Annotated in this window: 20 protein-coding genes; 5 read left to right on the forward strand and 15 right to left on the reverse strand. The window is 71.3% G+C overall.

Translation table 11 applies throughout. The features are described 5' to 3' along the window. Window positions 1–80: 80 nt before the first annotated feature. The 3 genes from ligA (at window position 81) to F4559_RS16850 (ending at window position 6,820) form a co-directional block, all read left to right on the forward strand. A complete protein-coding gene (gene ligA / locus F4559_RS16840; RefSeq protein ID WP_184669811.1) occupies window positions 81–2,069 on the forward strand; it encodes an NAD-dependent DNA ligase LigA in 1,989 nt (662 codons plus the stop codon). Between the two features lie 370 nt (window positions 2,070–2,439). Beyond that, window positions 2,440–5,649, forward strand: a complete 3,210-nt coding sequence (locus F4559_RS16845) for a tetratricopeptide repeat protein (RefSeq protein WP_184669813.1) — start codon at window positions 2,440–2,442, stop codon at window positions 5,647–5,649. Window positions 5,650–5,659: 10 nt separating this feature from the next. After that, the gene (locus F4559_RS16850; RefSeq protein WP_184669815.1) at window positions 5,660–6,820 is read left to right on the forward strand and encodes a cytochrome P450; all 1,161 of its coding nucleotides are present in this window, start codon (window positions 5,660–5,662) and stop codon (window positions 6,818–6,820) included. Between the two features lie 203 nt (window positions 6,821–7,023). Here F4559_RS16850 and F4559_RS16855 read toward each other — a convergent pair whose 3' ends face one another. Further along, the gene (locus tag F4559_RS16855; protein WP_184669817.1) at window positions 7,024–7,926 is read right to left on the reverse strand and encodes a hypothetical protein; all 903 of its coding nucleotides are present in this window, start codon (window positions 7,924–7,926) and stop codon (window positions 7,024–7,026) included. A gap of 77 nt (window positions 7,927–8,003) precedes the next feature. Here F4559_RS16855 and F4559_RS16860 point away from each other — a divergent pair, with 77 nt between their 5' ends. After that, window positions 8,004–8,579 carry a DUF2867 domain-containing protein gene (locus F4559_RS16860; protein WP_184669819.1) on the forward strand — a complete coding sequence of 192 codons (576 nt, stop codon included), beginning with the start codon at window positions 8,004–8,006 and terminating at the stop codon, window positions 8,577–8,579. On the opposite strand, the gene F4559_RS16865 is transcribed toward F4559_RS16860, so the two are convergent. The 14 genes from F4559_RS16865 to F4559_RS16925 all read right to left on the reverse strand — a co-directional run bounded on the left by F4559_RS16865 (window position 8,576) and on the right by F4559_RS16925 (window position 22,847). Next, window positions 8,576–9,025: a TIGR03618 family F420-dependent PPOX class oxidoreductase gene (locus tag F4559_RS16865; RefSeq protein ID WP_184669821.1), complete on the reverse strand. Its 450-nt coding sequence runs from the start codon at window positions 9,023–9,025 to the stop codon at window positions 8,576–8,578. The genes F4559_RS16860 and F4559_RS16865 overlap by 4 nt on opposite strands. 10 nt (window positions 9,026–9,035) lie before the next feature. After that, window positions 9,036–10,055 carry an LLM class flavin-dependent oxidoreductase gene (locus F4559_RS16870; RefSeq protein WP_184669823.1) on the reverse strand — a complete coding sequence of 340 codons (1,020 nt, stop codon included), beginning with the start codon at window positions 10,053–10,055 and terminating at the stop codon, window positions 9,036–9,038. Next, complete coding sequence (locus F4559_RS16875; RefSeq protein ID WP_184669825.1) at window positions 10,052–11,659, reverse strand: ABC transporter ATP-binding protein; 1,608 nt, start codon at window positions 11,657–11,659, stop codon at window positions 10,052–10,054. Before F4559_RS16875 ends, F4559_RS16870 begins: the two co-directional genes overlap by 4 nt. Then, window positions 11,638–12,459: an ABC transporter permease gene (locus F4559_RS16880; RefSeq protein ID WP_184669828.1), complete on the reverse strand. Its 822-nt coding sequence runs from the start codon at window positions 12,457–12,459 to the stop codon at window positions 11,638–11,640. The genes F4559_RS16875 and F4559_RS16880 overlap by 22 nt, the downstream gene beginning before the upstream one ends. Next, window positions 12,456–13,427: an ABC transporter permease gene (locus tag F4559_RS16885; RefSeq protein ID WP_184669830.1), complete on the reverse strand. Its 972-nt coding sequence runs from the start codon at window positions 13,425–13,427 to the stop codon at window positions 12,456–12,458. The genes F4559_RS16880 and F4559_RS16885 overlap by 4 nt, the downstream gene beginning before the upstream one ends. 2 nt (window positions 13,428–13,429) lie before the next feature. Continuing rightward, complete coding sequence (locus tag F4559_RS16890; RefSeq protein ID WP_312865687.1) at window positions 13,430–15,082, reverse strand: ABC transporter substrate-binding protein; 1,653 nt, start codon at window positions 15,080–15,082, stop codon at window positions 13,430–13,432. A 256-nt stretch (window positions 15,083–15,338) separates the two neighbouring features. Then, a complete protein-coding gene (locus tag F4559_RS16895; RefSeq protein ID WP_312865688.1) occupies window positions 15,339–16,508 on the reverse strand; it encodes a methyltransferase domain-containing protein in 1,170 nt (389 codons plus the stop codon). Continuing rightward, window positions 16,505–16,630 carry a hypothetical protein gene (locus F4559_RS35945; protein ID WP_281386321.1) on the reverse strand — a complete coding sequence of 42 codons (126 nt, stop codon included), beginning with the start codon at window positions 16,628–16,630 and terminating at the stop codon, window positions 16,505–16,507. Before F4559_RS35945 ends, F4559_RS16895 begins: the two co-directional genes overlap by 4 nt. A gap of 91 nt (window positions 16,631–16,721) precedes the next feature. Beyond that, window positions 16,722–17,936 (reverse strand): helix-turn-helix domain-containing protein, encoded by a 1,215-nt coding sequence (locus F4559_RS16900; protein WP_184669832.1) that lies wholly within the window; start codon window positions 17,934–17,936, stop codon window positions 16,722–16,724. Between the two features lie 44 nt (window positions 17,937–17,980). Further along, entirely contained in the window at window positions 17,981–18,322 is a 342-nt protein-coding gene (locus F4559_RS16905; RefSeq protein WP_184669834.1) for a hypothetical protein, read from the reverse strand. Window positions 18,323–18,491: 169 nt separating this feature from the next. After that, a complete protein-coding gene (locus tag F4559_RS16910) occupies window positions 18,492–19,082 on the reverse strand; it encodes a hypothetical protein (RefSeq protein ID WP_184669836.1) in 591 nt (196 codons plus the stop codon). A 416-nt stretch (window positions 19,083–19,498) separates the two neighbouring features. Beyond that, on the reverse strand, window positions 19,499–20,659 hold the full coding sequence (locus F4559_RS16915) for an acyl-CoA dehydrogenase family protein (RefSeq protein ID WP_184669838.1): 1,161 nt from the start codon (window positions 20,657–20,659) through the stop codon (window positions 19,499–19,501). Further along, window positions 20,656–21,873 (reverse strand): LLM class flavin-dependent oxidoreductase, encoded by a 1,218-nt coding sequence (locus tag F4559_RS16920; RefSeq protein ID WP_184669840.1) that lies wholly within the window; start codon window positions 21,871–21,873, stop codon window positions 20,656–20,658. Before F4559_RS16920 ends, F4559_RS16915 begins: the two co-directional genes overlap by 4 nt. Window positions 21,874–21,953: 80 nt before the next feature. Continuing rightward, window positions 21,954–22,847 carry a LysR family transcriptional regulator gene (locus F4559_RS16925; protein ID WP_184669842.1) on the reverse strand — a complete coding sequence of 298 codons (894 nt, stop codon included), beginning with the start codon at window positions 22,845–22,847 and terminating at the stop codon, window positions 21,954–21,956. A gap of 361 nt (window positions 22,848–23,208) precedes the next feature. Between F4559_RS16925 and F4559_RS16930 the strand changes: the two genes are divergently transcribed. After that, window positions 23,209–23,706, forward strand: a complete 498-nt coding sequence (locus tag F4559_RS16930) for a flavin reductase family protein (RefSeq protein WP_184669844.1) — start codon at window positions 23,209–23,211, stop codon at window positions 23,704–23,706. Window positions 23,707–23,711: the final 5 nt, after the last annotated feature.

The raw sequence follows: 23,711 nt of genomic DNA on the forward strand, positions 1-23,711 counted from the left end.
GTCACCGGGTCGACTCATTACCCGACCGCGTGGCCAGGACTCCACCGGAACTGTCGGTGCCCGGAGGTAGCTTGTGCCCTGTGAACGCTCAGGAACGCATCCGGGAACTCGCCGATCAGATCGTGTCGTTGCGCGACGCCTACTACAGCGGTTCGCCGCTGGTGGCCGACGCCGAGTACGACGCGATCGAGGACGAGCTGCGCGCTCTCGTGGCGGCCCATCCCGAGTGGACGCCGGACCCGAATCCGCTGGAGCAGGTGGGTGCGCCGGCCGTGCTGCACGCCCCGGTACGGCATTCGCGTCCGATGCTGTCGTTGGAGAAGGCGACGAAGCCCGAGCAGGTGGCGGCGTTCTTCGACCGGTTCCCGGGCCAGCCGGTCGTGGTGATGCCCAAGCTGGACGGGTTGTCGCTGGCGCTGGTGTACGAGGACGGCCGGTTGGCGCGGGCCGTCACGCGCGGTGACGGCACGACCGGCGACGACGTGACACCGCTGGTCAGGGCATTGGTGGACGGCGTGCCGCCGAAGATCGACACGTCCGGGCGCGTCGAGGTGCGCGGCGAGGCGGTCATGCTGCGGTCGACGTTCGCGGCCTACAACGAGACGCACCAGGACAAGCCGTTGATCAACCCGCGCAACGCGGCGGCGGGCACGCTGCGGGCCAAGGACCCGGCGGCGGTGGCCGGGCGGCGGATGGTGTTCTTCGCGTTCGACCTGGACGCCTCGGACGGCGCGGCGGCCGATCTGGAGCAGGGGCTGCGGACGTTCGGGTTCACGGTGGCGGACATGCGGCACTGCTCGGACGCGGCGGCGGCCCAGGACGTGATCTCCGACATCGAGCGCGAGCGCAACGAGCTGGACTACGACCTCGACGGCGCCGTGCTGCGGCTGGCCAACCGCGACGCATACTCGGCCGCCGGCACCCGGTCGAACTCCCCGCGCGGCGCGCTGGCGTACAAGTTCGCGGCCGAGGAGAAGACCACGGTGCTGGCGGACGTCGTGTGGGACGTGGGCAAGACGGGCAAGATCGCGCCGGTGGCGTGGTTGGAGCCGGTGTTCGTGGGCGGCACGACGGTCACCAGGGCGACCTTGGCCAACCAGGAGGTCATCCGCGCCAAGGGCATCCGCATCGGCGACACGGTGCTGGTCCGCCGGGCCGGCGACGTGATCCCGTTCGTGGCGGGGGTGCTCGACGAGTCGAAGCGCACGGGCGAGGAGCAGGAGATCGTGCCGCCGACGCATTGCCCGTCGTGCGCACAACCGTTGACCGAACAGGGCAACAGTCGCGAGCTGTTCTGCACCAACGTGGCCTGCCCGGCGCAGACCGTGCGCCGCCTGATCCACTGGGCGTCGCGCGCGGCGGCCGACATCGACGCGATCGGTCCGGTGTGGATCGAGCGCCTGGCCGAGACCGGCCTCCTGGAGAACCCGTCGGATTTCTACACCCTGACCAAGGAACGCCTGCTGGAGTTCGACCGGGTGGGCGAGACCTCCGCGACCCGGATGATCGAATCGATCGACAAGAGCCGCGCGGTCGGCCTGCGCCGCGCCTTGATCGGCCTGGCGATCCCGATGGCGTCGGAAGGCACGTCCGCCCGCCTGTGCAAGGCCGGTTTCGGCTCGCTGGAGGAAGTCGCCGACGCCGGCGAGGAACGCCTGGTGGCCGTGGAGGACATCGGCCCCAAGGTGGCCGCCTCGCTGACCGAACACCTGGCCCGCCTGCGCCCGGAACTGGAACGCCTGCGCGAACGCGGCGTATCACTGGACGTCCGCGAGGAAGACCTCCCGGCCGTGGTCGCCTCCGACGCGCCGTTGGCCGGAAAGACCATCGTCATCACCGGAACCATCAGCGACCCCCGCTCGGGCGAGAAGGTCCCGCGCCCCACTTTCCAGCGCCTGTGCGAAAAGGCCGGCGCCACCGCCACCTCGTCGGTCTCGGCCACCACCGACCTGCTCGTGACGGGCGCGGACGTCGGCGCCGCGAAGCTGACGAAGGCGGAGAAGCACGACGTGGAGGTAGTGGACCAGTCGGTGATCTGGGCACAACTGATCGCCGCCGGCATCGCCTGACCACGACGACAAGATCAACCACCGCGACCGGTGGCATGTCGGGCACCCACGACATGCCACCGGTCGACGACACGACGGGGTACGGGCACCATCACGACCAACCCCGCTATCCACCCGCGCAGAACCCCATACGAAGCATGGGCAGCATGCCGATCAGCCCGCTACCTGCGCGCACAGGTCCCTATGCCGTGCACCGGCAGCATCTGACTCGACCCACGACGGCGGCGCACCCGGGGCCGATCCCCCTGAGTGGCCCTCCCCGGTGGTCGGCCCGAGCGGCGAGCGACCGCTTGCACAGCTTCCCCGACTCAACCCCGGACCAGGCGACCAAGCACCTGTCACCCCATCAAGATGCGGCACACTCGGCGAGATGACCGAACGACCCATGTCCAACAGCGTCGAAAACGCCATCACCGGCTACGCAAGCCACGTCGTCCAAGCCGGCAAGATCTACGGCGACATCAACTTCCACCACCCAGCGCCCCCACCGGATCCCCCGTACCACCCCCTCCCCTCACACCCACCGGAAGTCTGGCTCCTGCAACCACACTTCGGCGTAGTCCCCTACCTGGGCCGCGAAGACCTGCTCACCACCCTCCAAACCTGGTGCGAAACCGACCACCCCTTCGCCATCGCCCACATCACCGGCGAAGGCGGCTCAGGCAAAAGCCGCCTGGCAGCCGAGTTCTGCACCCGCATGACCGCCTGGGCCTCAGGCCGCGCCGGCCCGGAAACCCTTGCCGTCCTGGCCCCCACCACCGACACGGTCCTGACGATCGACTACCCCGAGCAGGGAACCGCCGTCCTCGGCAAAGCCCTGGAACGACTGGCCACCCGCCCGGACGGCCCTCGAATACGCGTAGTACTCCTGTCCCGCGCCACGCACTGGTGGCCGGAACTCGACCGAGCCGGCCACCGCACAGCGTCCCTGTTCACCACGCTCCACCTGGACCTGGCCGAACACACCCTGTCCCCCGCGGAACGCCACACCCACGCGAAGGCCGCCGTAGATGCCTTCAGCCACCACCTGAACCTGAAACCCGTCCCACCACCGGACGTCACCGACGACGACTACGCCAACCCGCTACTCGTCCACGTGGCCGCCTTACTCGCCCTACACGGCCACCGCACAGCAAACCCGGTCCGCGAGAACGTCCTGGCCCACATCGTCACCCGGGAACGAAACAGGTGGACCCGCCTCCTGCCCGCACACCACCTGGCAGACCTCCACGAGACACACGCCTTACGCGCGGTACTCCTGACCCTGCTGACCGCCCCTTCCGCCGCCGAGGCCGCGGACCGGTTGGCCGCCCTCCCAGAGTTCGCCGGCGAGGCCCAACGGGAACGCCGCAGCCGCATCGCCTACTGGCTGGCCGACCTGTACCCCGGCGACCCGCTCATGACGTCCTTCGGCCCGGACCTGCTGATCGAGGAACTGCTGGACACCCCGGTGCTCGACGAAGTGGTCACGACGGCGCACACCCACAGCCCGTCCGGCCGCGTCCGACTGCTCAACACCCTCAGGCTCGCGGCGGAACGCCGACCGACCGTCCGGGCCGCGCTGCACAAGTACCTGATCTCCAGCATCGACGTCCTCGCGCACCAGGCCCTGGACGCTCCGAACGGCCTGCTGACCGACGCCGTGGACAGCGCACTGACGCTCTGCGCCGAACGCGACGACCCGCATCTGGCCCTTGCCTGCGTCGAACTGCGCAAGGCTCTACCCCTGGATCACGAGCGCGACGCCCGACTGCTGTGCACCATCACGCAGGCGCTCCTGCCACTCTCCCGGAGACTGGCGGAGAAAGACCCCAAGGACGGCCTGGTAGCCCTTCGACTGTCCCTGAGCCTGTTGAGCCACAACTGCCTCCAGGCAGGCCGGTTCGAGGACGCGCTCGCAGCCAACACCGAATGCGTGGACGTCTCCCGCCGACTTGTCGAGAACGACGACGGACACCGCACGTCCCTGGCCTTCGACCTGGGCAATCTCGCCGTGGGCAATGTCCATGTCGGCCGACTCGACGACGCCCTCGCCGCCGCCGTGGAGTCCGTCGCGGTGGCCCGCGAGATACCCGAGGACGAGAACACGGCCGCCCTCGCCTTGATCAAGTTGAGCGGCATCCACGCCGAGCTGGGCGAGTACGACGTCGCGCTCACGGCCAACACCGAGTCGTTGGCTGTGCTACGTCGTCTGGTCGCGTCAGGCGAGAAGTACTACCTGCCCTATCTGGTCCACGCGCTGACCAACCGGGGTGCCATTCTCTCCGGGCTGGGCAGCCATGCCGACGCGGCGACCACGATCATGGAGGCCATCGACCTGCGCGGGACGCTCGGACGACAGCCAGGCCCGGAACTTCCGGAACCGCATTACGACCTCCACAACCTCTCCCATGTGTTGACGAAACAAGGTCGACACGAAGACGCGCTGGCCGCGATCCGCAAAGCGGTCGAAGCGGCCCGAGATCTCGCCGCGGTGAACCCGGCTCGCCATCGGGCCATGCTGGTTCGCAATCTCGAGCAGCTCAGCCGGATCCTTCTCCGCCTGGAACGCGCGGACGAGGCGACCGACGCCCAACTCGAGGCGGTCGACGTCGCCAGGCAGAGCAGCAGGCCGAACCTGGCGGTAACGCTTGCCGGACTGGTCGCCGTTCTCCTCACGCAGAACCGTCACGCGGACGCACTCCCGGTCTGTCTGGAGGCGGTGACGCACCTGCGGCAGGTCACCTCGTCACGACCGGACCTGCTGGTCGTGCTCGCCTCGACGCTCGTGGACCTGAACACGATCATGAATCGGCTCGGCAGATCGGGCGAGGCTCTCGCAGCCGCGAGAGAAGCGGTCGACACAACGCGCCGCACCGACCCGTTCGCACACCCGGCTCCAGCCGATGCCCTCGTTACGCTCGCCCACCAATACGCGCGGTCAGGCCGATGGCGGGACGCGGCGGCATGCATCTCGGACGCCGCGGTCCTGTTGCGCATCACCAACAGAATCGACCTGCTCGCCGACGTGATGGCCGACCTCGCCGAGTTCCACACTCGCCTCGGCCACGACGGTCCGGCCGCGGCGGCAGCGCTCCAGTCGGTCCGGATCACACACGGGACCACACCCACCGACCACGCACTGAAGCTGCTGGGCGAGATACAGCACGCGGTCGGTCGGCACGCCACGGCGTTGAGGACGCTGCGAAAGGCGGCCGAGCTTTTCGACGACCGGCCGCCGGAACTCGCCCAGATCCTGCACAGCCTCGCGGACCTCCGGGCAAGACAGGGCCGGTATGCCGACGCGATCGTCGACTGCCGCCGGGGCAACGAGCTGTACGAGTTGCTCGCGACCCGGGACGAAAGCCGTTACCTGGACCAGTTCGCGCACTCGTCGAGCAAGCTCAGGGCGTTGCTCATCCGCGTAGGACGCGTCGAAGAAGCATTACCCGTGGCACGGCGGCACGTGAAGATCGCACAGCGCCTGGCCGCCGGGAACCCGCGCTTCAAGGAGGTCGCGGCCGAAGCCCGGTCCGGCCTCGCCGAGGTGTTGAGCCACCTGGGTCGGTTCGCCGCAGCACGACGGGCAGGGGAATCGTAGAGTCCCGGTCATGTTCCAGGCCCGATGGCACGAAGACCGCCTGCTGTTCGCCAGTCGCCCCGCCCTGTTCGCGCTGCTGCGCGCAGGCCGGTTGCTGGGCCCGATCCGCCACGTGCCGAAGCTGGGCTGGGTCGTGACGGACCCGTCGCTCGCCCGGAAGATCCTCAACGACGGCGCCCACTTCACGCTGCTCGGCGAAGGCGGCGTGGGCCACCTGTGGGCGCAGGTCCTGGGCGACTACGTGTACCGCATCTTCGACGGGCCGGGCCACGCCGACCTCAGGAGCCGCGCCCGCGACCTGTTCACCGACGCGTCGGCGCAGCAACTGGTGGAACGGGTCTTCGCACCGGCCCTGCGGCCCGCCCGGGACCGGCTGCGTGCCGGACGTGCGATCGACCTGGCCGACCTCGCACGGGTGCTGGTCGGTCGCATGATGATCGAGCTGTTGGGGCTCGACGAGGCGGACGACGCGCGGCGGGTCTTCGCCACCGGCGAAAGACTGGCCAAGCTCGCGTTGGGCAGCGCGACGTCGACCACCCTGCCCCGCGCGGTGATCGACCAGGCCCGGCCGTTGATCGCCGGGCTGACGCGCAACGTGCCGCGGGCGTACGCGGAGGCCGATCCCGCGACGCTCCTGGGCCGCTGCCGTGAGCTGGGGTTGAGCGAGGAGGAGACCACGGGGCTGGCCGCGTTGCTGATGGTCGCGGGAACGGAGACGGCCGCCACCGCGATGACGCGGATCGTCGCGTTGCTCCACGACACGGGTGACCAGCACCGGCTGTTGGCCGACCCGGGGTTGCTCGGGGGCGCGGTGCGGGAGGGGCTGCGGGTGACGACTCCGGCGCCGGTGATCGGGCGGCACGTGTCCCACGCGGTGACCGTCGGCGGCTCGTCGCTCCACAAAGGACAGCGGGTGTTGTTGTTGACGCACACGGCCAACAACGCCGTCGGGCCGTTCGACATCGGGCGTCCGTACGCGCCGGAGACCCGGCAGCTGTGGTTCGGCGCCGGACGCCACCTGTGCCTGGGCGCGGCTTTGGCGCGGGCCGAGATCGGCCACCTGCTGCACGCGCTGTTCGAACCCGGACGGCCCGTCGTGGTGGGTCCGCGGCGTCCGGCGAGGAACGTCCTCATCCCCGGGTACGAGTCCTTGCCCGTCCGCCTTGCCTGAACGAACGACTCGCGGTGTCTGAACGCACAATTCGCGGTGTCTGAACGTATAACTCGCGCGGGATGGGCCGCAGGTGGCTGGGGTCGCCACCTGCTGACCTGGAGGCCGTTGTACATCTGCGGCCCGCCCGAGTCGCCCGACCACGCGTTGCCCGTGATCTTGACGTCCGCCGTACCGCCGTACTGCCGGCTCCGCTTCGGCGGCTACCGCTGTTCCGGTCGCACGGCCGACAACCAGCGGGTGGCTTCGTCCTCGGGCAGCACGCGGTCCAGCCGCACGGTCGGCACCATGTCCGGGTAGATGCGGCCGGCGTTCCACGAGCGCTCGTAAGGCAATGGTTCGAGGACGACCACGCGGCGACCGTCGAACACCGGGATGGCGGCCGGGCGGCCTTCGTTCCAGATCCACTCGCCGTGCGCGTCGACGAGGTTGAACTGGCCGTGTGCGGTCATGCCTTCGGGGTGCGGATCGGCGTCGGTCGCGGCGGCGACCCACTCGGGCGCGGGCGGCGTGCCCAGGAGCAGACCGCTGGACGCGTCGCCGATCACGGTCGCGGCCAGGAGGGTGTGGAGCTGGAAGTTGTCGGCGATGCCGCCGATCGTGATCTCGAACCCGCGCCCGCTCACCGGGTGCAGCACCACGAGGCGTTCGTCGTCCAGCACGGCGAGCAGACCGACCAGCCAGTGCGCGGACTCGACCTCCTCGGCCGCCTTCTCGGCGGCCGAGGCCAGCCGCTCGCGGTCGAACGGCGCCCGACGGACCCGTTCCTGCTGCAGTGGACCGAGCAGCCCGGCACCCCACCGGTCGGCCTCGGCCCAGCGCTCCTCGAAGGCCCGGCTCACCCGGTCCACCCACGGGCCGAGGTCGGGCGAGGCGCCCAGTTCGACCAGCGTGCCCAGGATCTCGCCCGCCACCACGCCGCGCGGCCCGACCTGGGGCATCGCGGCGGCGAACAGGGCCGCGGCCTCGTCGAGTTCGGCGGGGTCGGCCTCGTCGATGACCTCGCCGAGCGAGCCGGCCGCCTCGTTGAAAGCCGGGACGTCCTCCCGGATCACGGCGGCCACCACGACCGCGCTCAACGACACCAGGCCCGGTTCTTCGCTCATGGCACAAGCCTAGGGGTACCGGGTGACGGATCATGGCGTGAACGACGGACTTCGTGGCACGGACTGGAGACGACGGCATGAGACTTCCCGACACCGCGCACACCCGGCAGCCCTGGCGCATCCACGAGATCGCCCCCGACTTCCACCTGGAGGACGTCTGGGCGCTGCCGACACCCGGTGGCGTCGACGACTTCCCCCGCCTGGTGCGGCTCACCGCGAACCGCGACGCCGCCGACACCCCCTCCCGCGCCGCCCGTGCGCTGGTCGTGGTCCGCCGGGTGCTGGGCTCGTGGTTCGGTTGGGACGCACCGGATTCGGGCATCGGCTCCCGGGTGGGGACGCTGCGCGACCGACTGCCCGCCGACCTGGCGTCCGCCCCGCCCGGACCGGAATTCCCGCACCGGCCGTTCACTTCCGTCTACCTGACCGAGACCGAGTGGGCGGCCGAGATCGCCAACCGGACCGTGCACGCGGTCGTGCACCTGGCCTGGGTGCCCGACGGCACCGGCGGCTACCGGGGCCAGATGGCCGTGCTGGTCAAACCGAACGGCGCGCTCGGCCGGGCCTACATGAAGGCCATCGCGCCGTTCCGGTACCTGGTCGTCTACCCGCCGTTGATCCGGCACTTCGGCCAGGCGTGGCGCGCGGCCTAAGCGGTCCGGTTCGAGTAGGCCCTCGTCGGCCGGACGAGCACGACGGCGCGTCGGTCGGCCGCCATCACGCGGTCGTACTCGGCCCAGTCGTCGTGCGTGCCACCGGCCGACGTGAAGACCTCGCGCAGCAGCAGGCGCAACTGCTCGGCGTCACGCAGCCACGGCCGGGCGTCGTCGGGTCCCGCGATCTCTGCCTGACCCTCGACCGTCGCCCACTTCCACCCGGCGCGGAAGGTCACCGAGAGCTGTGGGCGGGCACGGAGGTTGCCGAGCTTCACGCGGCCGTACGTCACGAAGGCGAGCACGTCCTCGCCGGAGTCCGGGTGTGCCAAGAGGCCGACGTTCACCAGCGACGCCTGGATGGTGTGGTCGGCGCGGAGGGTGGCGACGACGGCGAGGCCGGATTCGGTGGACGCGAGCGCGGTCGCTTCCCGCAGAGTGGTCATGGGTACACGATCACACACCGAAGGCCGCGGCCACGTCCGCGAGCAGGCGGACGTCGGCCGCCAGGCCGAAAGCGGGCGGCAGGAACAGGACGATCTCGTCCGCCTCGGCCAGCCCCGGGTCGGTCCGGACCGCTTCCGTCACCTCGTCGGGTGTGCCGTGGAAGACCGGGCTGATGCGCATCCCGGTCGGAAGATCCGCGGTGACGACCGGGGGCAACGCGCCACGGGGACGGGAGGCGGCCATGCCTTCCGTACGGCGTTGGTGGTCGTAGTCGGCGTACGTGGCGCGCAGTTGCGCCGTGGTGCCGGGCAGGATCGACGCGGCCACGGCCACCGGTGGCGGTTCGGTGCCGCGCACGGCACGCCAGGTCGTCCGGTAGGCCCGGATGATCCTGGCCTGGTACGCGCCGAACGTCTCGCCGTCCGCCAGGCCGTGCAGGACGGTCCCGGTGATCAGACCCAGACCCAGTTCGGCCGCGCGGACGGCCGACCCGAGGCTCGCGGCGCCCTGGCGTACCCGCCCGCGCAGGCCCGGACTGTGCGGGGTGGCGCGGAGTCCCGTGCCCACCGGGGCGCCCTGGCCCGGCCCGTCGACGGTGTGCAGGACCTGGCCGGACACGGCCGACAGGAACCGGCGCTGACGGCGTTCGGCCTCGGTCCGGGCGTCGGTGGGCACGGCGCCGAAGATCGCGTCGAACGGGGCGTTCGAGCCCGTCGACACGGCCAGGTGCAGGCGGCCGTCCACCAGCAGGTCGGTGGTGGCCGCGGCCTCCGCCAACAGGATCGGCTCCTGGTAGCGCAACGGGAGGACGGCCGTGCCCAGGCCGATGCGCGAGGTCTCCCGGCCCACCGCCGCGAGAAACGGCAGCGGCGACGACAGGTAGTGGTCGAAGTGGCGTTGGTAGACCCACCCCGAGGCGAAGCCCAGATCCTCGGCGGTCTTGAACAGGGCGATGCCGTCGCGCAGCCCTTGGGCCGGTCCTTCGTCGTCGCCGAAGGACACCCTCGTGTTGAACCCGAACGTGGTCATCGGGTCACCTCCACGACGCCGGGCCGGCCGCTCGGGATCGATGAGACGAGCGCCCGGGTGTAAGGCTCGACCGGGTTGTCGAAGACGACGTCCACCGGCCCGCCCTCCACGATCCGCCCCCGGTGCATCACGGACACGGTGTGCGCGAGTTGGCGTACCAGGGACAGGTCGTGCGACACGAACACGTACGTCAGGCCCAGTTCGGCCTGGAGGGTGAGCAGCACCTCGACGATGCCCGCCTGCACGCTGACGTCCAGCGCGGACGTCGGTTCGTCGAGCACGATCACGTCCGGCCGCAGGACCAGCGACCGGGCCAGGGCGACGCGTTGGCGTTGCCCGCCCGACAACGCCGTCGGCGTGCGGGAGAGCAGTCCCTCGGCCAACCCGACCGACGCCAGGGCCGCGCGCACCCGGTCCGCGCGCTCCGCGCGGGTGCCGACGCCGAAGCGGTCCAACGGCTCCGCGACCAGGCGCCGCACGGTCCACGTCGGGTCCAGCGAGGTGAACGGGTTCTGGTAGACCAGTTGCAGGTGCCGCCGCAGCGAGCGCAACGACGCGTGCGACCGGCCGGTCACCTCCTCCCCCGCCACCGTGATGCCGCCGCGGTCGGGCTCCTCCAGGCCCAGCAGCAGGCGGATCGTGGTGGTCTTGCCGGAACCGGACTCGCCGACCAGGGCGTGGGTGGTGCCCGAGTCGACGACGAACGACACGTCGTCCACGGCGGTGGACGTGCGGCCTTCCACGGTGAAGGTCTTCGTCACCCCGGACACCTCGATCCGGGGCGTGCCGACCCGGCCGGTGCGCAGGTCGCGGTAGCGGTCCGGGTTGAGCGCGGGCACGTCGGCGTGCAGCCGCCGGGTGTAGTCGGCGGCGGGCGAGGCGAAGACCGTCTCCGTGCGGCCGGACTCCTGGACCACGCCGTCCTTGAGCACCACCAGCGTGTCCGCGCGCTCGGCCGCGATCGCCAGGTCGTGGGTGATCAGCAGCAGGCCGATGTCCAGTTCCGCGCGCAGCCGTGACAGCAGGTCGAGGATGCGCTTCTGGATGGTGACGTCCAGCGCCGAGGTGGGCTCGTCGGCCACGATCAGCGCGGGCCGGGGCAGCACGGTCAGTCCGATGAGGACGCGTTGCAGCATGCCGCCGGAGAGCTGGTGCGGGTACGAGTCGAACACCCGGCGCGGGTCGTCCAGCCCGACCTGCGCGAACGTGTCGAGCACCAGGTCGCGGCGGTCCGCGGACCCGGTCAACGCGGCGGCCTCCAGGGCCTGCGAGCCGACGGTGCGCACCGGGTTCAGGGCGTTGGCCGGGTCCTGCGGCACGAACCCGATCCGCCGGCCCCGCAACGGCCGGAACCGCCGCTCCGGCAACGACAGCACGTCCCGGCCCTCGAACTCGACCACGCCGTGCGCACGGCCCACCCCGCGCGGCAGCAGGCGCAGCACGGCGCGGGCGATGGTCGACTTGCCCGAGCCCGACTCGCCGATGAGCGCCAGGCTTTCGCCGCGTGCCAGCGTGAAGCCGACGTCGGACACGACCCGGTGGTCGCCGTACGCCACGGACAGTCCCTCGACCCGCAGCAGGGTCAGTCGGTCTTGCGGAGCCATCGGCTGATCCTGTTCACGGAGAGGACGGTGGCGATCGTGACGAGCGCGGGCGCGTAGACCAGCCAGGGCGCCAACGGGTAGTCCTTGCCCACGGAGATCAGCAGGCCCCAGTCGGACGCGGGCGGCGGGTCGCCGTAGCCCAGGAACGCCAGGCCCGCGATCACCAGGATCGACAGGCCGAACTGGAGCACGGCCAGGGTCAGCACCGAACGGGACGCGTTGGGCAGCACGTGGCGCACGAGGATGTGCCACCGCGAACCGCCCTGGAGGTAGGACGCCTCGACGAAGACCGCGCGCCGGATCTTGAGCACCTCCGACCGCAGGACCCGGGCGAACACGCCGACCGCCGACACCCCGGTGGCGATGGCCGCGTTGACCGTCTCGAAGCCGAGCGCGCTGACGACGACCACCGCGAGCAGGAACGACGGGATCGCCAGCAGCACGTCGACGAACCGGGCCAGCACGGCGTCCACCCACCCGCCGAGGAAGCCGCCGAGGAGCCCGAGCAGCCCGCCGACGAGCACGCCGATGCCCACGGCGATCAACGCGCTGGTCACCGACGACGCCGTGCCGTGCACGACCCGGGCGAACACGTCGCGGCCCAGGTGGTCGGTGCCGAACCAGTGCGCGCCGCCGGGCGGGAGGAACTTCTCGGCCGGGACGCCCGCCGCCGGGTCCTGCCCGGTGAACAGGCCGGGTGCCACCGACCACGCCAGCACGAACGCCAGGATCGTGAACGACACCACCACGGTGGGCCGGACCCGCGTCGTCCGGAGGAAGGGCTCGACGGCCACGCTCACACCGCCACCTCCGCCCGAGGTCGCGGGCGGGCCTCGCCGAGCCGCACGCGTGGGTCCAGCAGCGGGTGGACCAGGTCGGCGACCAGGTTGACCACGACGAACACCACGGCCGCCAGCGTCACGACGGCCTGCAACACCGGCAGGTCCTGGGTCGTCACCGACCGCTGCACCAGGCTGCCGACGCCGGCCCGGCCGAAGATCTGCTCGGTGATCAACGCGCCGCCGAGCAGCTCCCCGACGGTCAGGGCGACGACCGTGACGACCGGCAGCGCCGACGGCTTGAGCAGGTGCCGCAGGAACAGCCGGGTCCGGCCCAGGCCGCGCGACCGGGCCACCGCCGCGTACTCCTGGCCGGACTCGTGGTCGAGGTTGGCCACGAGCACCTCGGTGACCTGGGCCGAGACCGGGATGCCCAGGGCGACGGCGGCGAAGAACGTCGCCGCGCCGCCCTCGGCGTCGATCACCCGGAACAGCCCGAGCTGGAAGGCGAACACGTTGATCAGCACCAGGCCGATCACGAAGTTCGGCACGGACAGGAACAGCGACGGGAACGCCCGCAGCACCCCCGCGTAGCGCGGCGGCAGGTAGCGGGTGCCCAGCCCGATCGCGAACGCCAGCACCAGGGCCACCGCCAACGCCGAGGACGCGAGCACGAGCGTCGACCCGAGGACGTCGCCGATCAACCGGCCCACCGGCAGGTCCGACCGCAGCGACACCCCGAGGTCGCCGACGACGAACCGGGACAGCGACTGCCAGAGCTGCTCGTGGACCGGGCGGTCGAGGCCGTAGTAGCCGACGATCCGCGCGATCTCCTCCTCGGTGAACCCGTTCTGCGGGTTGCGCAGGGTGTTCGTCACCGGGTCGCCGGGCAGCACGCTGATCACCACGAACGTGAACACGTACGCGAGCAGCACCACGACGACCGACTGGAGGACGCGCCGCAGCGCGTACTTCGCGTACGGCGACACGGTCAGCCCAGCCAGGCCGCGTAGTAGTTGGCGTAGGCGATGCCGTTGTACGACACGCCGTGCAGCTTGGGCGACTGGAGGTAGAGCCGCTGCACGATCTGGGTCAGCGGGACGAAGTAGCCCTGCCGGAGCACGTGGCCCTGCAACTCGTCGAGCACGGGCGATCGTGCCTCCACGGTCTCCGCGCGGGCCACCGAACCGGCGAGCCCGACGAGCTTCTGGTCGCTCTGGCCGAGGCCGAACCAGTTCTCGCCCTTGTTCGCGTCGGTCAGGACGCCCGCGACCGTGCCCGCGTCGATGAAGCTGCGGGTGACCTCGTACAGGGCCACGCTCGGGCTGTTGACCTTGACGCGTTCGCCGAACGTCACCACGTCGAACGCCTGGATCTCGACCTTGAAGCCGCGCTTGCCCAGTTGCTGCGCCACGAGTTCGTCCACGGACTTGGAGGTGGCCAGGTAGGGGTTCGCGTACAGGGTGAACGTCAGCGGCTTGCCGTCCTTGGCGCGGACGCCGTCGGCGCCCTTGACCCACCCGGCCTCGTCGAGCAGCCTGTCCGCCTTGGCCGCGTCGAAGGCGAAGTCGGCCGAGTGGTCGGTCGCGCCCGGGACGTTGCTCTGGAACAGCGACTGGGCCGGCAGCCAGTCCTCGGTGTAGACCGTGGAGAGGATCTCCTTGCGGTCGATGCCGTGCTGGATCGCCTGCCGGACCCGGATGTCGTCGAACGGCGCGATCTTCGTGTTGATCGCGTAGCCGTTGACGAAGCCGAGGTAGCGCGGCGTCGCGGTGGTGAAGCCCTGGGCCTTGAAGGACGCCAGTTCCTGGGGCGACGGGTTGTAGGCGACGTCGGCCTGTCCTGATTGGACGGCGGACGTGCGCACCGACGGTTCGGCGACGAGCTTGTAGGTGATCTTGTCCAGTCGTGCGGCGCCCTGGTGGCCCAACGCGGCCGGCGCCCAGTCGTAGTCGGGCCGCTTCTTGAGCACGACGCTGTCGCCCTGCTTCCACGACTCCACCACGAACGGGCCGCTGCCGATGTCGTTGGACAGGTCGGCCTGCTGCGTGGCGGGCAGCGCCAACGTCTTCGGGGAGATCAGGATCGAACCGTGGTAACCCAGTGTCGGGATGAAGCCCAACGTCGGCGCAGCGAAGAACACCTTCACCGTGGCGGCGTCCACGGCCTCGGCCCGCTGGTAGGTCTTGGGGAACAGGCCGATCGGGTTGATGCCGCGCGTCGGGTCGCCCTTGGACCAGATGTCGAGGTTGGCCACGACCGCGGCGGCGTCCAGCGGCGTGCCGTCGGAGAACGTGACGTCCGACCGCAGGTGGAGGGTGAACTCGGTGGCGGTGGGGTTCTGCGCCCACCTCTCGGCGACCCACGGGCTGGCCGCGCCCTTGTCGTCGACGTAGACGAGCTTGTCGGTCACGTGGCCCCAGATGTGGCCCTGGAAGCTGGAGATGGCGCTGTTGTTGGGAATCCACGTGTCGCCGAGCGAGTCGATCAGGAACGTGATCGCGCCGCCGCCCTTGGGTTCCGACGACCCCGGGCCCTGCGCCGCGACGCCCGGCCCGCACGCGGCCAGGACGACGACGGAGGCGAGGCCGACGATCATCCGCGATGCGCGGCCGGCAAGGGTGACGTGACGGGGTCTACTCACGGGGCTTTCTCCTCAAGGAACGCCGGGAACGGCCCGGAAACGCTTCGGGCAGGCCACGAATCTAGGAGTGGCGCGGCGGGGTGGTCCAAGACGAAATGGGGATCGAATCCCATCGAGGAGTCTGATCGACGCACGGGCAGCCTGATTCCGCACCGACGCGGAGATCCCCGTGAAGGTCCGGTGTCCAGGTGCGTCGGAGCGCCTGATACAGGACGGCCCCGCCGAGTGCTGCGAACACGACGGGGCCTGGAATGGGTCAGGTGGTGTAAGTGGCCACGACGGTGTCGGGGTCGCACAGCCACACCGTCTGGCGGCGTGGGGTCACGGCCAGGCCGAACTCCTGGCGCAGCGGGCTGTCATGGTCGATCCACCAGCGGTGGGCGGACTCGACCTCGTCCCACAGGCGACGCGGCCCGTCCTGGCGCACCTCGTAGCGCCCGGCGGCGGTCGCCTCCGGGGTGACCCGCACCGTCGCCCAACTCCCGCTGTCGGTGTGGAACACCAGCAGTTCCCAGTGGTCGGCGTCGTCCCGGGCCACCGAGTGCCGGGCGCCGCCGACGAGCACGCCGACGACGAACGCGGCGTCGGGGTCGTGCACCACGACGTGCGGGGACACCCCGGTCGTGGTGCGGGGCACGTCGGCGCCGGCGGCCAACCGCCCGAACCGCGCGGCCTGGCCGAACGGCACACGCTGGTCGCGCAACGTCATGAAATGGGCGTCGTCGAGCACCGACCCCGCCGCTCCGGTGCCCTCGTGCACCATCAGCCGCACCAACACGCCACCGCCCCACGCGGTGCGCCACGGCATCACCAATTCCCCGCCGGGCCGGGTCTGCTCCACCCACTCCAGCGGGACGCGCCCGGCGGTCACGGCGGCCGTGGACAGCACCCGGTCGTAGGGCGCCCGCTCCGGGTACCCGTCGGCGCCGTCTCCGGTCACCACGGTCGGGGCGAGCCCCGCGTTCTTGAACACGCGGCGTGCCCGGTCGGCCAGGTCCGGGTCCACCTCGACCGTGACCACCCGTTCCTCGCCCAGCCGCGCGGCGAGCAGACCGGCGTTGTAGCCGGTGCCGGTGCCGATCTCCAGCACCTGGTGGGCGCCGGCCACGTGCAGCGCGTCCAGCATCTCCAGCACCAGGCTGGGCTGGGAGGCGGAGCTGGTGGCGTTGCGGCTGGTGGCCGGCCACTCGGTCGCGCCGTCGTCGAGCTGGGTCACGATCGGCACGTCGGAGTACACCGCCTGCGCCCACGCGTGCGGGCCGGCGTCCCGGTCCAGTGGCACCGGCCGGCCGTGTTCGTCGTCGACCCAGCAGCGGTCGGGGACGAACACGCCCCGGTCGATGGCGGCGAACACGTCCCCCCACCCGGCGGGCACCGCGTTCGCCGCACGCAGGTCGGCGACCAGGTCGGCGTGCGTGCGGGTCACGAGCCGGACCCGTGCTTGCCGTCCGGCTTGTCCGGGTCGGGCGCACCCTGCGAACCCGATCCCTGCGGCTTGTGGGGTGGGTCCTTCCGATCCTGGTCGGTCTTGTCCTCGTGCTGGCCCATGTGGCGCTCCTTTCGCCGGACGTCCCGGCGACGCAGACCGTAGGAGTAGTCGTCGGCGTGGCGTTAACCACCGGTTAACGTCACGCCGGGTTCACCCGGTCGGGGCCACGCCCATGCGCCAGGCCAGGCCGCGCAGTTCACGTCCGGCAGAGTCACGTTGGGCGCGTCGCAGCAGGTCCGCGACGGCCTCGCGGACGAAGACGTTGTTGCGGACCCGTTGCGGGGCAATGGATTCGGCGGTCACCAGCGCCTGAATCCCCTTGTCCACGGTGGACCGCTCGGTGAGCAGCGACCGCCCCAGGTCCGTCCAGTACATCGCCCGGCGGGCCTTCGCGGGCAACACGTCCGGGTTCACCCGGCGGGCCAGCTCGGCGACCTTGCCACGTTCTCCCAGCTCGGTCGCCAACGACACCCGCCACACACCGACGTTGGGGCGGCCGAAGTGCAGGAACGCGAAGTTGTCACGGCCCTCCGGCAGGTGCACCGCCAGCACGGCGGCCTCGTCCAGGTGCACCCGCGCGGTCTCGGCGTCGCGCAACGTCGCGGCGGCCAGTGCGGCGTTCAGGTGGAGCATCCCCCGGGCCTGGAGCACGTTCGGCCCGCCGACCCCGGCCAGCCGGTCGATCTCGCGCACCGACGCGGTGAGCTGGTGGGCACGACCCTGCGACCCGGCGGCATGCCCGCGCAGCCACACCGAGAACCCCAGCCACTCGGGAGAATTCAGCTCCTGGGCGCATTCCCGCGCGAGACGCGCGGCGAGCACCGGCAGGCCACGTACTCCGGAGTTCTTCGTGAGCACCGCAGCCGCGTGGTAGGTGTGCAGCAGGCCCACCAACACGTCGCGACGATGTGCCGGGTGGTGCACGTAGGCGGCGTGGAGCTGGAGCAGCAGACCGGGCACGACACGGCCCTGCTCCGCGTAGTCGGCCTCCGGCCGCAGCACGGTGTTGAGGTGGATCACCCGGTCGCGCAGCTCCGGCCACGACGCGACCCGCACTCCGGGGTCCACACCGAGTTCGACGGCCGACAACACCGTCTCCACCTCGTGCAAGGTGGCGTGCGCCTCGGCACCGTTGGCGTCGGTCGGCGCGAACGGCGAGCCGGTCAACTCGGTGGGTGCGACCTGGAGCGCGGTCGCGAGCGCTTCGAGCACGGCTCGCTTGGTGACCGGCCGCAGGCCCCGCTCGATCATGCTCAGGTACGCGGGCGTGATCCCGGCGAGCCCGGCGACGGCCGTCAACGAAAGCCGCCGCCACGAGCGGACCTCCCGCAGGCGGCGGCCGATGTGGTTGTCCTCGACGTTCACGCACACCTCCCCGGCCGTTCCCAGGGTAGCCGGGCTGGAAATGGTCAACCGCCCATCCGACGGGAGCTTCGCTCGAATTCCTCCAACGCACTCCCATGCCGGTCCATGGCAAGTGCCTGCTTCGTCAACGCGTCCGCGTGCCCGAGCAGCGCACGGTAGTGCTCGTCGAGCCTGCCGCCGTGCCTTGTCAGCGCCCGCGTGTGCGCCTCGGTGTCCAGGTTCGCTCGCCGCAACTCGAAGAACGTCGCGATTCCGATGTCCAACGTCGCCTGCGCCAACAGATCCGCTCGCTCCGCGCCGGTCGCGTCCTTGGCACGGTGCCGTGCGTCCAGCGCCTTGTCGAAGTAGTCGTCGGCCTCGCCCGCGGCGTCTGTCGATGTGCCCATCGACCCAGCCTGGCGCGCGGCGCGGGTCACCGGAAACCGGCCGTTCGGCTCATCATCCGAGCGATGGCCTCCGAGCGGCACAGACGCCCGACGTGGCTCGGAGGGCGGCGAAGCGCTGGGTGGAACCGCGAATCAGGGACGAGCAGGCCAAGATCAAGCCTACGGACGGCTATTCGACCAGTCCGGGCAAGCCGTCACCTTCTCTGCGCCAGCGGTACTCCTCTGTGGAGAACTCGATCACCACGGTGTAGCCCAACCACTCGCTGATGCCTTCCTTCGCCCCGGCCATCACCACCGCCTCGACGAAAACCCGCTTGCCCGGTGGCAGGACCGCCGTCGGCTGCCACCCTCGAAAGGGCCGCCGCACCTCGGGAAGCCTCCACCCCCTCACCTCTTTGATCTGCACGTCGAAGACCGGCAAGGGGCTGTCGTTGATCAGCGCCACTCGGTACGGATTCCCGGACAGCTCGAATTCACCGCGCACAAGCGTGGCCGTGGCCTGCTGCCGCCGTCGCTCCCTCGCCCGGGCTTCGCGCGTGCCGCTGCCCGCAATCGCCAACGCCACGACCACTGCGGCGAAACTGCCGAGCGCGCCGGCCCACTGCCCGGCCGCGCCCCACCAGTCAGCCGATTGCCGCGCCAGCCAGTCGAGCGGCTTTGCCAGGAGGGGACCAAGCACGAGGATCAGCTCCCCGACAATGATCACGCCGATCGCGAGCCGGCGCGTTACCTTCACGTGCGACGGCGTGGCCTTCTCCACCGGCACCTCCCCTGATCTGTGGCGGATGACCATACCCGCGGGCCGATCACCGCATCGCGACGCTCAGAGGCGAGCTGACTCGACCTGCCTCAGGTCCGCACCGACTTCATGGCCGACGCCGCGCATCGGGTTGTCCTTGCGTCGACCTCCCGCGCGCGTAGCCGAGCACAACCGGGGAACCTTCCTTCCACTGTCCATGCGCGCCGATCACAACGACCGGCAACCGGGCTCGGTTCACGGCTATCGGGCACGCCTGCCTGGCCGCAACCCGTACCGACGCCGCAAGCTCCACTGAGCGCACGCCACAAGTCAACTGTGGACAGTTTGTGACGGACGGAATGCACCGGACGCCGTTCGCGACGGACCCATCCGGTGGCCGTCACCCGGCACGACGGCCCGGTGCCGCCGGTCCGGGCCTACGAACCGCCGGGCCGAAGCAAGCGCCGCCCGGCCGCGAGCAGGGCGGCGTCCTCCTGCGGCGGGTGGACGCGCACGCACAGCACGTCGCGCAGGTGGCGTTCGAGCGGGTTGTGCCGGGACAACGCCGGATTGCCCAGCGCGGCGACGGCGGTCTGCACGGCGGCCACGACCGACCGCGCGATGGCGACCTTGACCACCGACAAGCCCGGGCCGATCGGGTCGCCGGCCTCGATGCGCAGCAGCGCGCCGTGCAGCAGGGTCTCGGCCTGGGTGATCAGCAGGTCGATCTCCCCGGCCACGACCTGGATCCGCTCGGTCGTGGCGATGGGCCGGCCGAGGGCGGCGGGCACCCGTGACCGGGCGAAGTCGACGAACGCCTGCCGCGCCGCGCGGGCGACGCCGATGTAGAGCGCGGGATGGGCGAAGCCGCCGGGTCCGGCCATGGCCGCCGGGTCCCGGTAGACGCCGTCCTCGCCGCGCGGGATCTCGACGAACGCGTCCGCCGGGAGCGTCACGGACTCGTAGACCACGTCGTGCGTGTTGGACGCGCGCAGGCCCAGGTGGTCCCAGGTGTCCAACCACGTGATGCCCGGCCGGTCGCCGGGGACGGTCACGTGGCCGACGCGCGGTGCCGGGCCCGGTTCGTCCACGACCGCCCACACCACGTGGTAGGCCAGGGCCGTGCCGCCGGTCGCATAGCTCTTGTGGCCGTCGAGCACCCAGCCGTCGGCCGTGCGCCGGATCGTGGTCCGGGGCAGTCCGCCGCGCGCGGGCGCACCGAGTTCGGGTTCGGCGCGCACCGCGTTGACCGGCGCCGGGCCGAGGGCGGACCGGGCCAGCAGGTCGGCGTAGTAGGCCGCCGGCCAGTGCGGTTCCGCGGCCTCGGCCGCATGTGCCATCAGGGTGTTGGCCGCGATCAGTGCCACCGACGGGTCGCCTTCGCCCAACGCGGTCAGGATGCGGGCGGTGTCGCGGGGACCGACCTGCGGGCCACCGTGGCGGCGGGCGACCGTGGCCGTCAGCAACCCGGCGCGGTGCGCGGCGTCGAGGCCCTTCACCGGTACCTCGCCGCTGCGGTCGTAGGCGGTCGCGGTGGCCGCGACCTCGGCCGTGACGGCGGCCAGCGCCTCGTCGGACAGGTCCGGCGCGGCCGTCACCGGTGGTCCGCCGTCGCGTGGCGCCGGTAGTCCTCGGTGTAGTTGCCGAGGTGGTCGGCCTGGAGCGTGCCGCGTCGCCCGGTCGCCTCGCGGTGCGCGATCTCCTGGCGCACCAACGGCAGGATGTGCCGGCCGTAGTCCACGGCGTCGGCGAGCGTGTCATAGCCCCGGATGCTGACCAGGTCGGCGCCCCGGTCGACGTAGTCGAGGATCGCGGCGGCCACGGTCTCGGGCGAGCCGACCAGCGCGGTGGACGCGCCGGCCGCGTTGGTCACGGCGGCGGTCCGTGTCCACAGTGCACGGTCGTACAGGTCTGCCTTGTCCGCGAAGGACAACGCGCGCTGCGAACCCACGTTCTGCGGCGTGCCCTTGAGGAAGCTCTGGCGGCCGTAGGCGGACTTGCCGAACGTGTCGGCGATCCTGGCCACGTACTCGTGCGCCTTCTTCCAGGCCAGTTCGTCGGTCTTGGCGATGATCGGGCGGAACGTCACCCAGATGCGCGGCAACGTCGTGCGCCCGGCGGCGCGGGCGATGGCGTGCACCCGGTCGATCTCGGCGGTCAGGTCGTCGAGCGGCTCGCCCCAGAAGCTGAAGATGTCGGCCTTCTCGCCGCCGACCCGGAACGCCTCGTCGGACTGGCCGCCCAACGAGATCGGGATGGGCGCGTCGTAGGGTGCGAAGCCCGGCCCGAAGTCGTCGAACCGGTAGAACTCGCCCTCGTGGCCGAACGGCGCGGGCTCGGTCCAGGCGCGGCGCAGCAGGTCGATGTACTCGGACGTGCGGGCGTAGCGCCGGTCCTTGGGCAGGTAGTCGCCCTGGCGGGCTTGTTCGGCGTCGCTGCCGCCGGAGATCAGGTGGACGACGGCGCGGCCCTCGGTGAGCTGGTCGAGGGTGGCCAGCTTCTGGGCGCCGACGAGCGGGAAGGTGGTGTTGGGCCGCAGCGCCACGATCGGCTTGATCCGCTCGGTGAGCTGGCCGACGGCCGAGGCGACCACGAAGGAGTCCGCGCCGCCCGCGCCGTAAGGCAGGAGCGTGTAGTCGTAGCCGCCCTCTTCCAGGGCGCGGACGTAGGTGCGGAAGTAGGCGAGGTCGATGCCCCGCGTGGGGATCGGGTCCAGCTCGGTCGACGGGTTGAGGTGCGACAGGCTGATGAACTCGACCTTCCGCGCGGCGGTGTCGGGGATCTGCCGGTCGAAGGCTGCTGCGCTGGTCACGCGTCCGAACGTATGGCCGTGCCGGGCGCACCGTCCAAGACAAGTGCCCGATGGATTCCCATAGCCCCGCCTTATCGGGCTCAGGCGCCCTGGGCCGTCGCGGCGGGGACGAGCTGGAGGTGGGGCCGTTGGGCGAAGAACTCCACCCCGGCCGCGAGCGCGGTCCGCTCGACCTCGGCCGCCAAGCCCCGGCGGGTGACCATGCGCAGGTGCGTGGTGCCCGCGTCGGGCAGGTCGCCGCACGCGCTCAACCCGGTCGGCCGACCGCCGGCGCTGGGCAGCAGCGCCACGCCCAACCCCGCGCGGACCCCGGCCAGCACGCCCTCCAGCGTCGTGGACTGCGCGGTGACCTCGACGTCGTGCCCCTCGCCCGTGAGCACCGACAACGCCCGTTCGCGCAGGCCGCAGGGCTCCTCGAACGCGATCAACGGCCAGGTCCGCCCCGCGGCGGGCGGCGACCAGCCGCGTGCCGCGTACCAGACCAGCGGCAGCCGGCCCACCAGGTGACCGGCGCCCTGGCCCGTCGGGTCCAGGACGAAGGCGAAGTCGACCGTCCCGCGCCGCGCGGACTCCACGAGCTGCGTCGACCGCCCGATCTCGAACCGGGTCGAGCAGTCGGGGAACGCGGCCTGCATCGCGCGGATCATCTCGGGCAGGATCTGGCCGGCGCTGTGCTCCGTCGAGCCGATGACGACCGTCCGGTCCGGTTTGGCCTCCAGGCGGCGCAACGAGGCGTCGTGCACCTCGATGATCCGCCGCGCCTCGACCAGGACCCGCTCGCCTTCCGGGGTGAATCTCATGTTGCGGCCGTCGCGTTCGAACAGCTTGCGCTTGAGACCGCGTTCCAGCAGCCGGACGTGCTGGCTCAACGCCGGCTGACTGATGTGGCGCACCGCCGCGGCCTTGCCGAACCCGCCGCACTCGGCGATCGCGACGAGCGTGCGCAGGTGTTCGAGGTCGAGCGAGTTCGTCATGCCCCCGATTAGAGCCGATCACGCCCCGCGTCGAGACGCCTGACCGCCATGTGAGAAGGCCGCCGGCGGGCTCTTGCCAACCCGTCACCGGGGCTCCTATCCGCGGTCGGAAGCCGACGGCCACCGGGCGACGCGGTCCGGCACAGCGAGGCGGTGCCGGGCTCGGGGCCGGAGTCCGACTTCGGCGTGGGGTGTCGGGCGGCGTCGTGGACGGCGCGGGCGACGAGGCGGGCCGGGTGGGCGGACCACGTCCCCCGACCCATCACGAGCGTTCATCGGTAGTGATCGCGAATGGCTCTTGGACGCGTCGGCCGCCCTCGGGTGAGGCTGGGGGGAACCGTCGAGTACAGGAGGCGAGTCCATGTCCGTCGACGTGCACACCGAACTCGGGCACCACCGGCTGCGCGCCGCGTTCGGCACGTTCCCCAGCGGCGTCGTCGCCGTCGCCGCCCGCGTCGACGACGGGATCGTCGGTCTGGCCGCGAGTTCCTTCACCTCGGTGTCGCTGGACCCGCCGCTGGTGTCGTTCTCGATCGCCAACACGTCCGCCACCTGGGCGGCCCTGCGCCGGGCCGACCACGTGGGTGTGACCGTGCTGGCCGAACACCACGACGTGGTGGCCCGGCAGCTCGCGGGTCCGGCGGCCGGTCGGTTCGCCGGGCTCGACCTGACCGTGGGGGTGGGCGGCGCGGTGACGTTGGCCGACGGCGTCGCGTGGTTCGACACGACGATCGACCGGCACGTGGAGGCGGGCGACCACACCATCGTCCTGCTGCGGTTGCACGCCGTCGGGCACGTCGACGACCCGTTGCCGCTGGTCTTCCACCGCAGCGGGTTCGGGTTGAAGCCAACGGCCTGAGTGGT

The organism is Saccharothrix violaceirubra (genome assembly GCF_014203755.1).
GTDB lineage: Bacteria > Actinomycetota > Actinomycetes > Mycobacteriales > Pseudonocardiaceae > Actinosynnema > Actinosynnema violaceirubrum.

Excerpts from the sequence above, each read along its gene's own strand:
- F4559_RS16845 (WP_184669813.1), top strand. The coding sequence starts at position 2,440 with ATGACCGAACGACCCATGTCCAACAGCGTCGAAAACGCCATCACCGGC.
- F4559_RS16850 (WP_184669815.1), top strand. The coding sequence starts at position 5,660 with ATGTTCCAGGCCCGATGGCACGAAGACCGCCTGCTGTTCGCCAGTCGC.
- F4559_RS16855 (WP_184669817.1), bottom strand. The coding sequence starts at position 7,926 with ATGAGCGAAGAACCGGGCCTGGTGTCGTTGAGCGCGGTCGTGGTGGCC.
- F4559_RS16860 (WP_184669819.1), top strand. The coding sequence starts at position 8,004 with ATGAGACTTCCCGACACCGCGCACACCCGGCAGCCCTGGCGCATCCAC.
- F4559_RS16865 (WP_184669821.1), bottom strand. The coding sequence starts at position 9,025 with ATGACCACTCTGCGGGAAGCGACCGCGCTCGCGTCCACCGAATCCGGC.
- F4559_RS16870 (WP_184669823.1), bottom strand. The coding sequence starts at position 10,055 with ATGACCACGTTCGGGTTCAACACGAGGGTGTCCTTCGGCGACGACGAA.
- F4559_RS16875 (WP_184669825.1), bottom strand. The coding sequence starts at position 11,659 with ATGGCTCCGCAAGACCGACTGACCCTGCTGCGGGTCGAGGGACTGTCC.
- F4559_RS35945 (WP_281386321.1), bottom strand. The coding sequence starts at position 16,630 with ATGGGCCAGCACGAGGACAAGACCGACCAGGATCGGAAGGACCCACCC.
- F4559_RS16905 (WP_184669834.1), bottom strand. The coding sequence starts at position 18,322 with ATGGGCACATCGACAGACGCCGCGGGCGAGGCCGACGACTACTTCGAC.
- F4559_RS16925 (WP_184669842.1), bottom strand. The coding sequence starts at position 22,847 with ATGACGAACTCGCTCGACCTCGAACACCTGCGCACGCTCGTCGCGATC.
- F4559_RS16930 (WP_184669844.1), top strand. The coding sequence starts at position 23,209 with ATGTCCGTCGACGTGCACACCGAACTCGGGCACCACCGGCTGCGCGCC.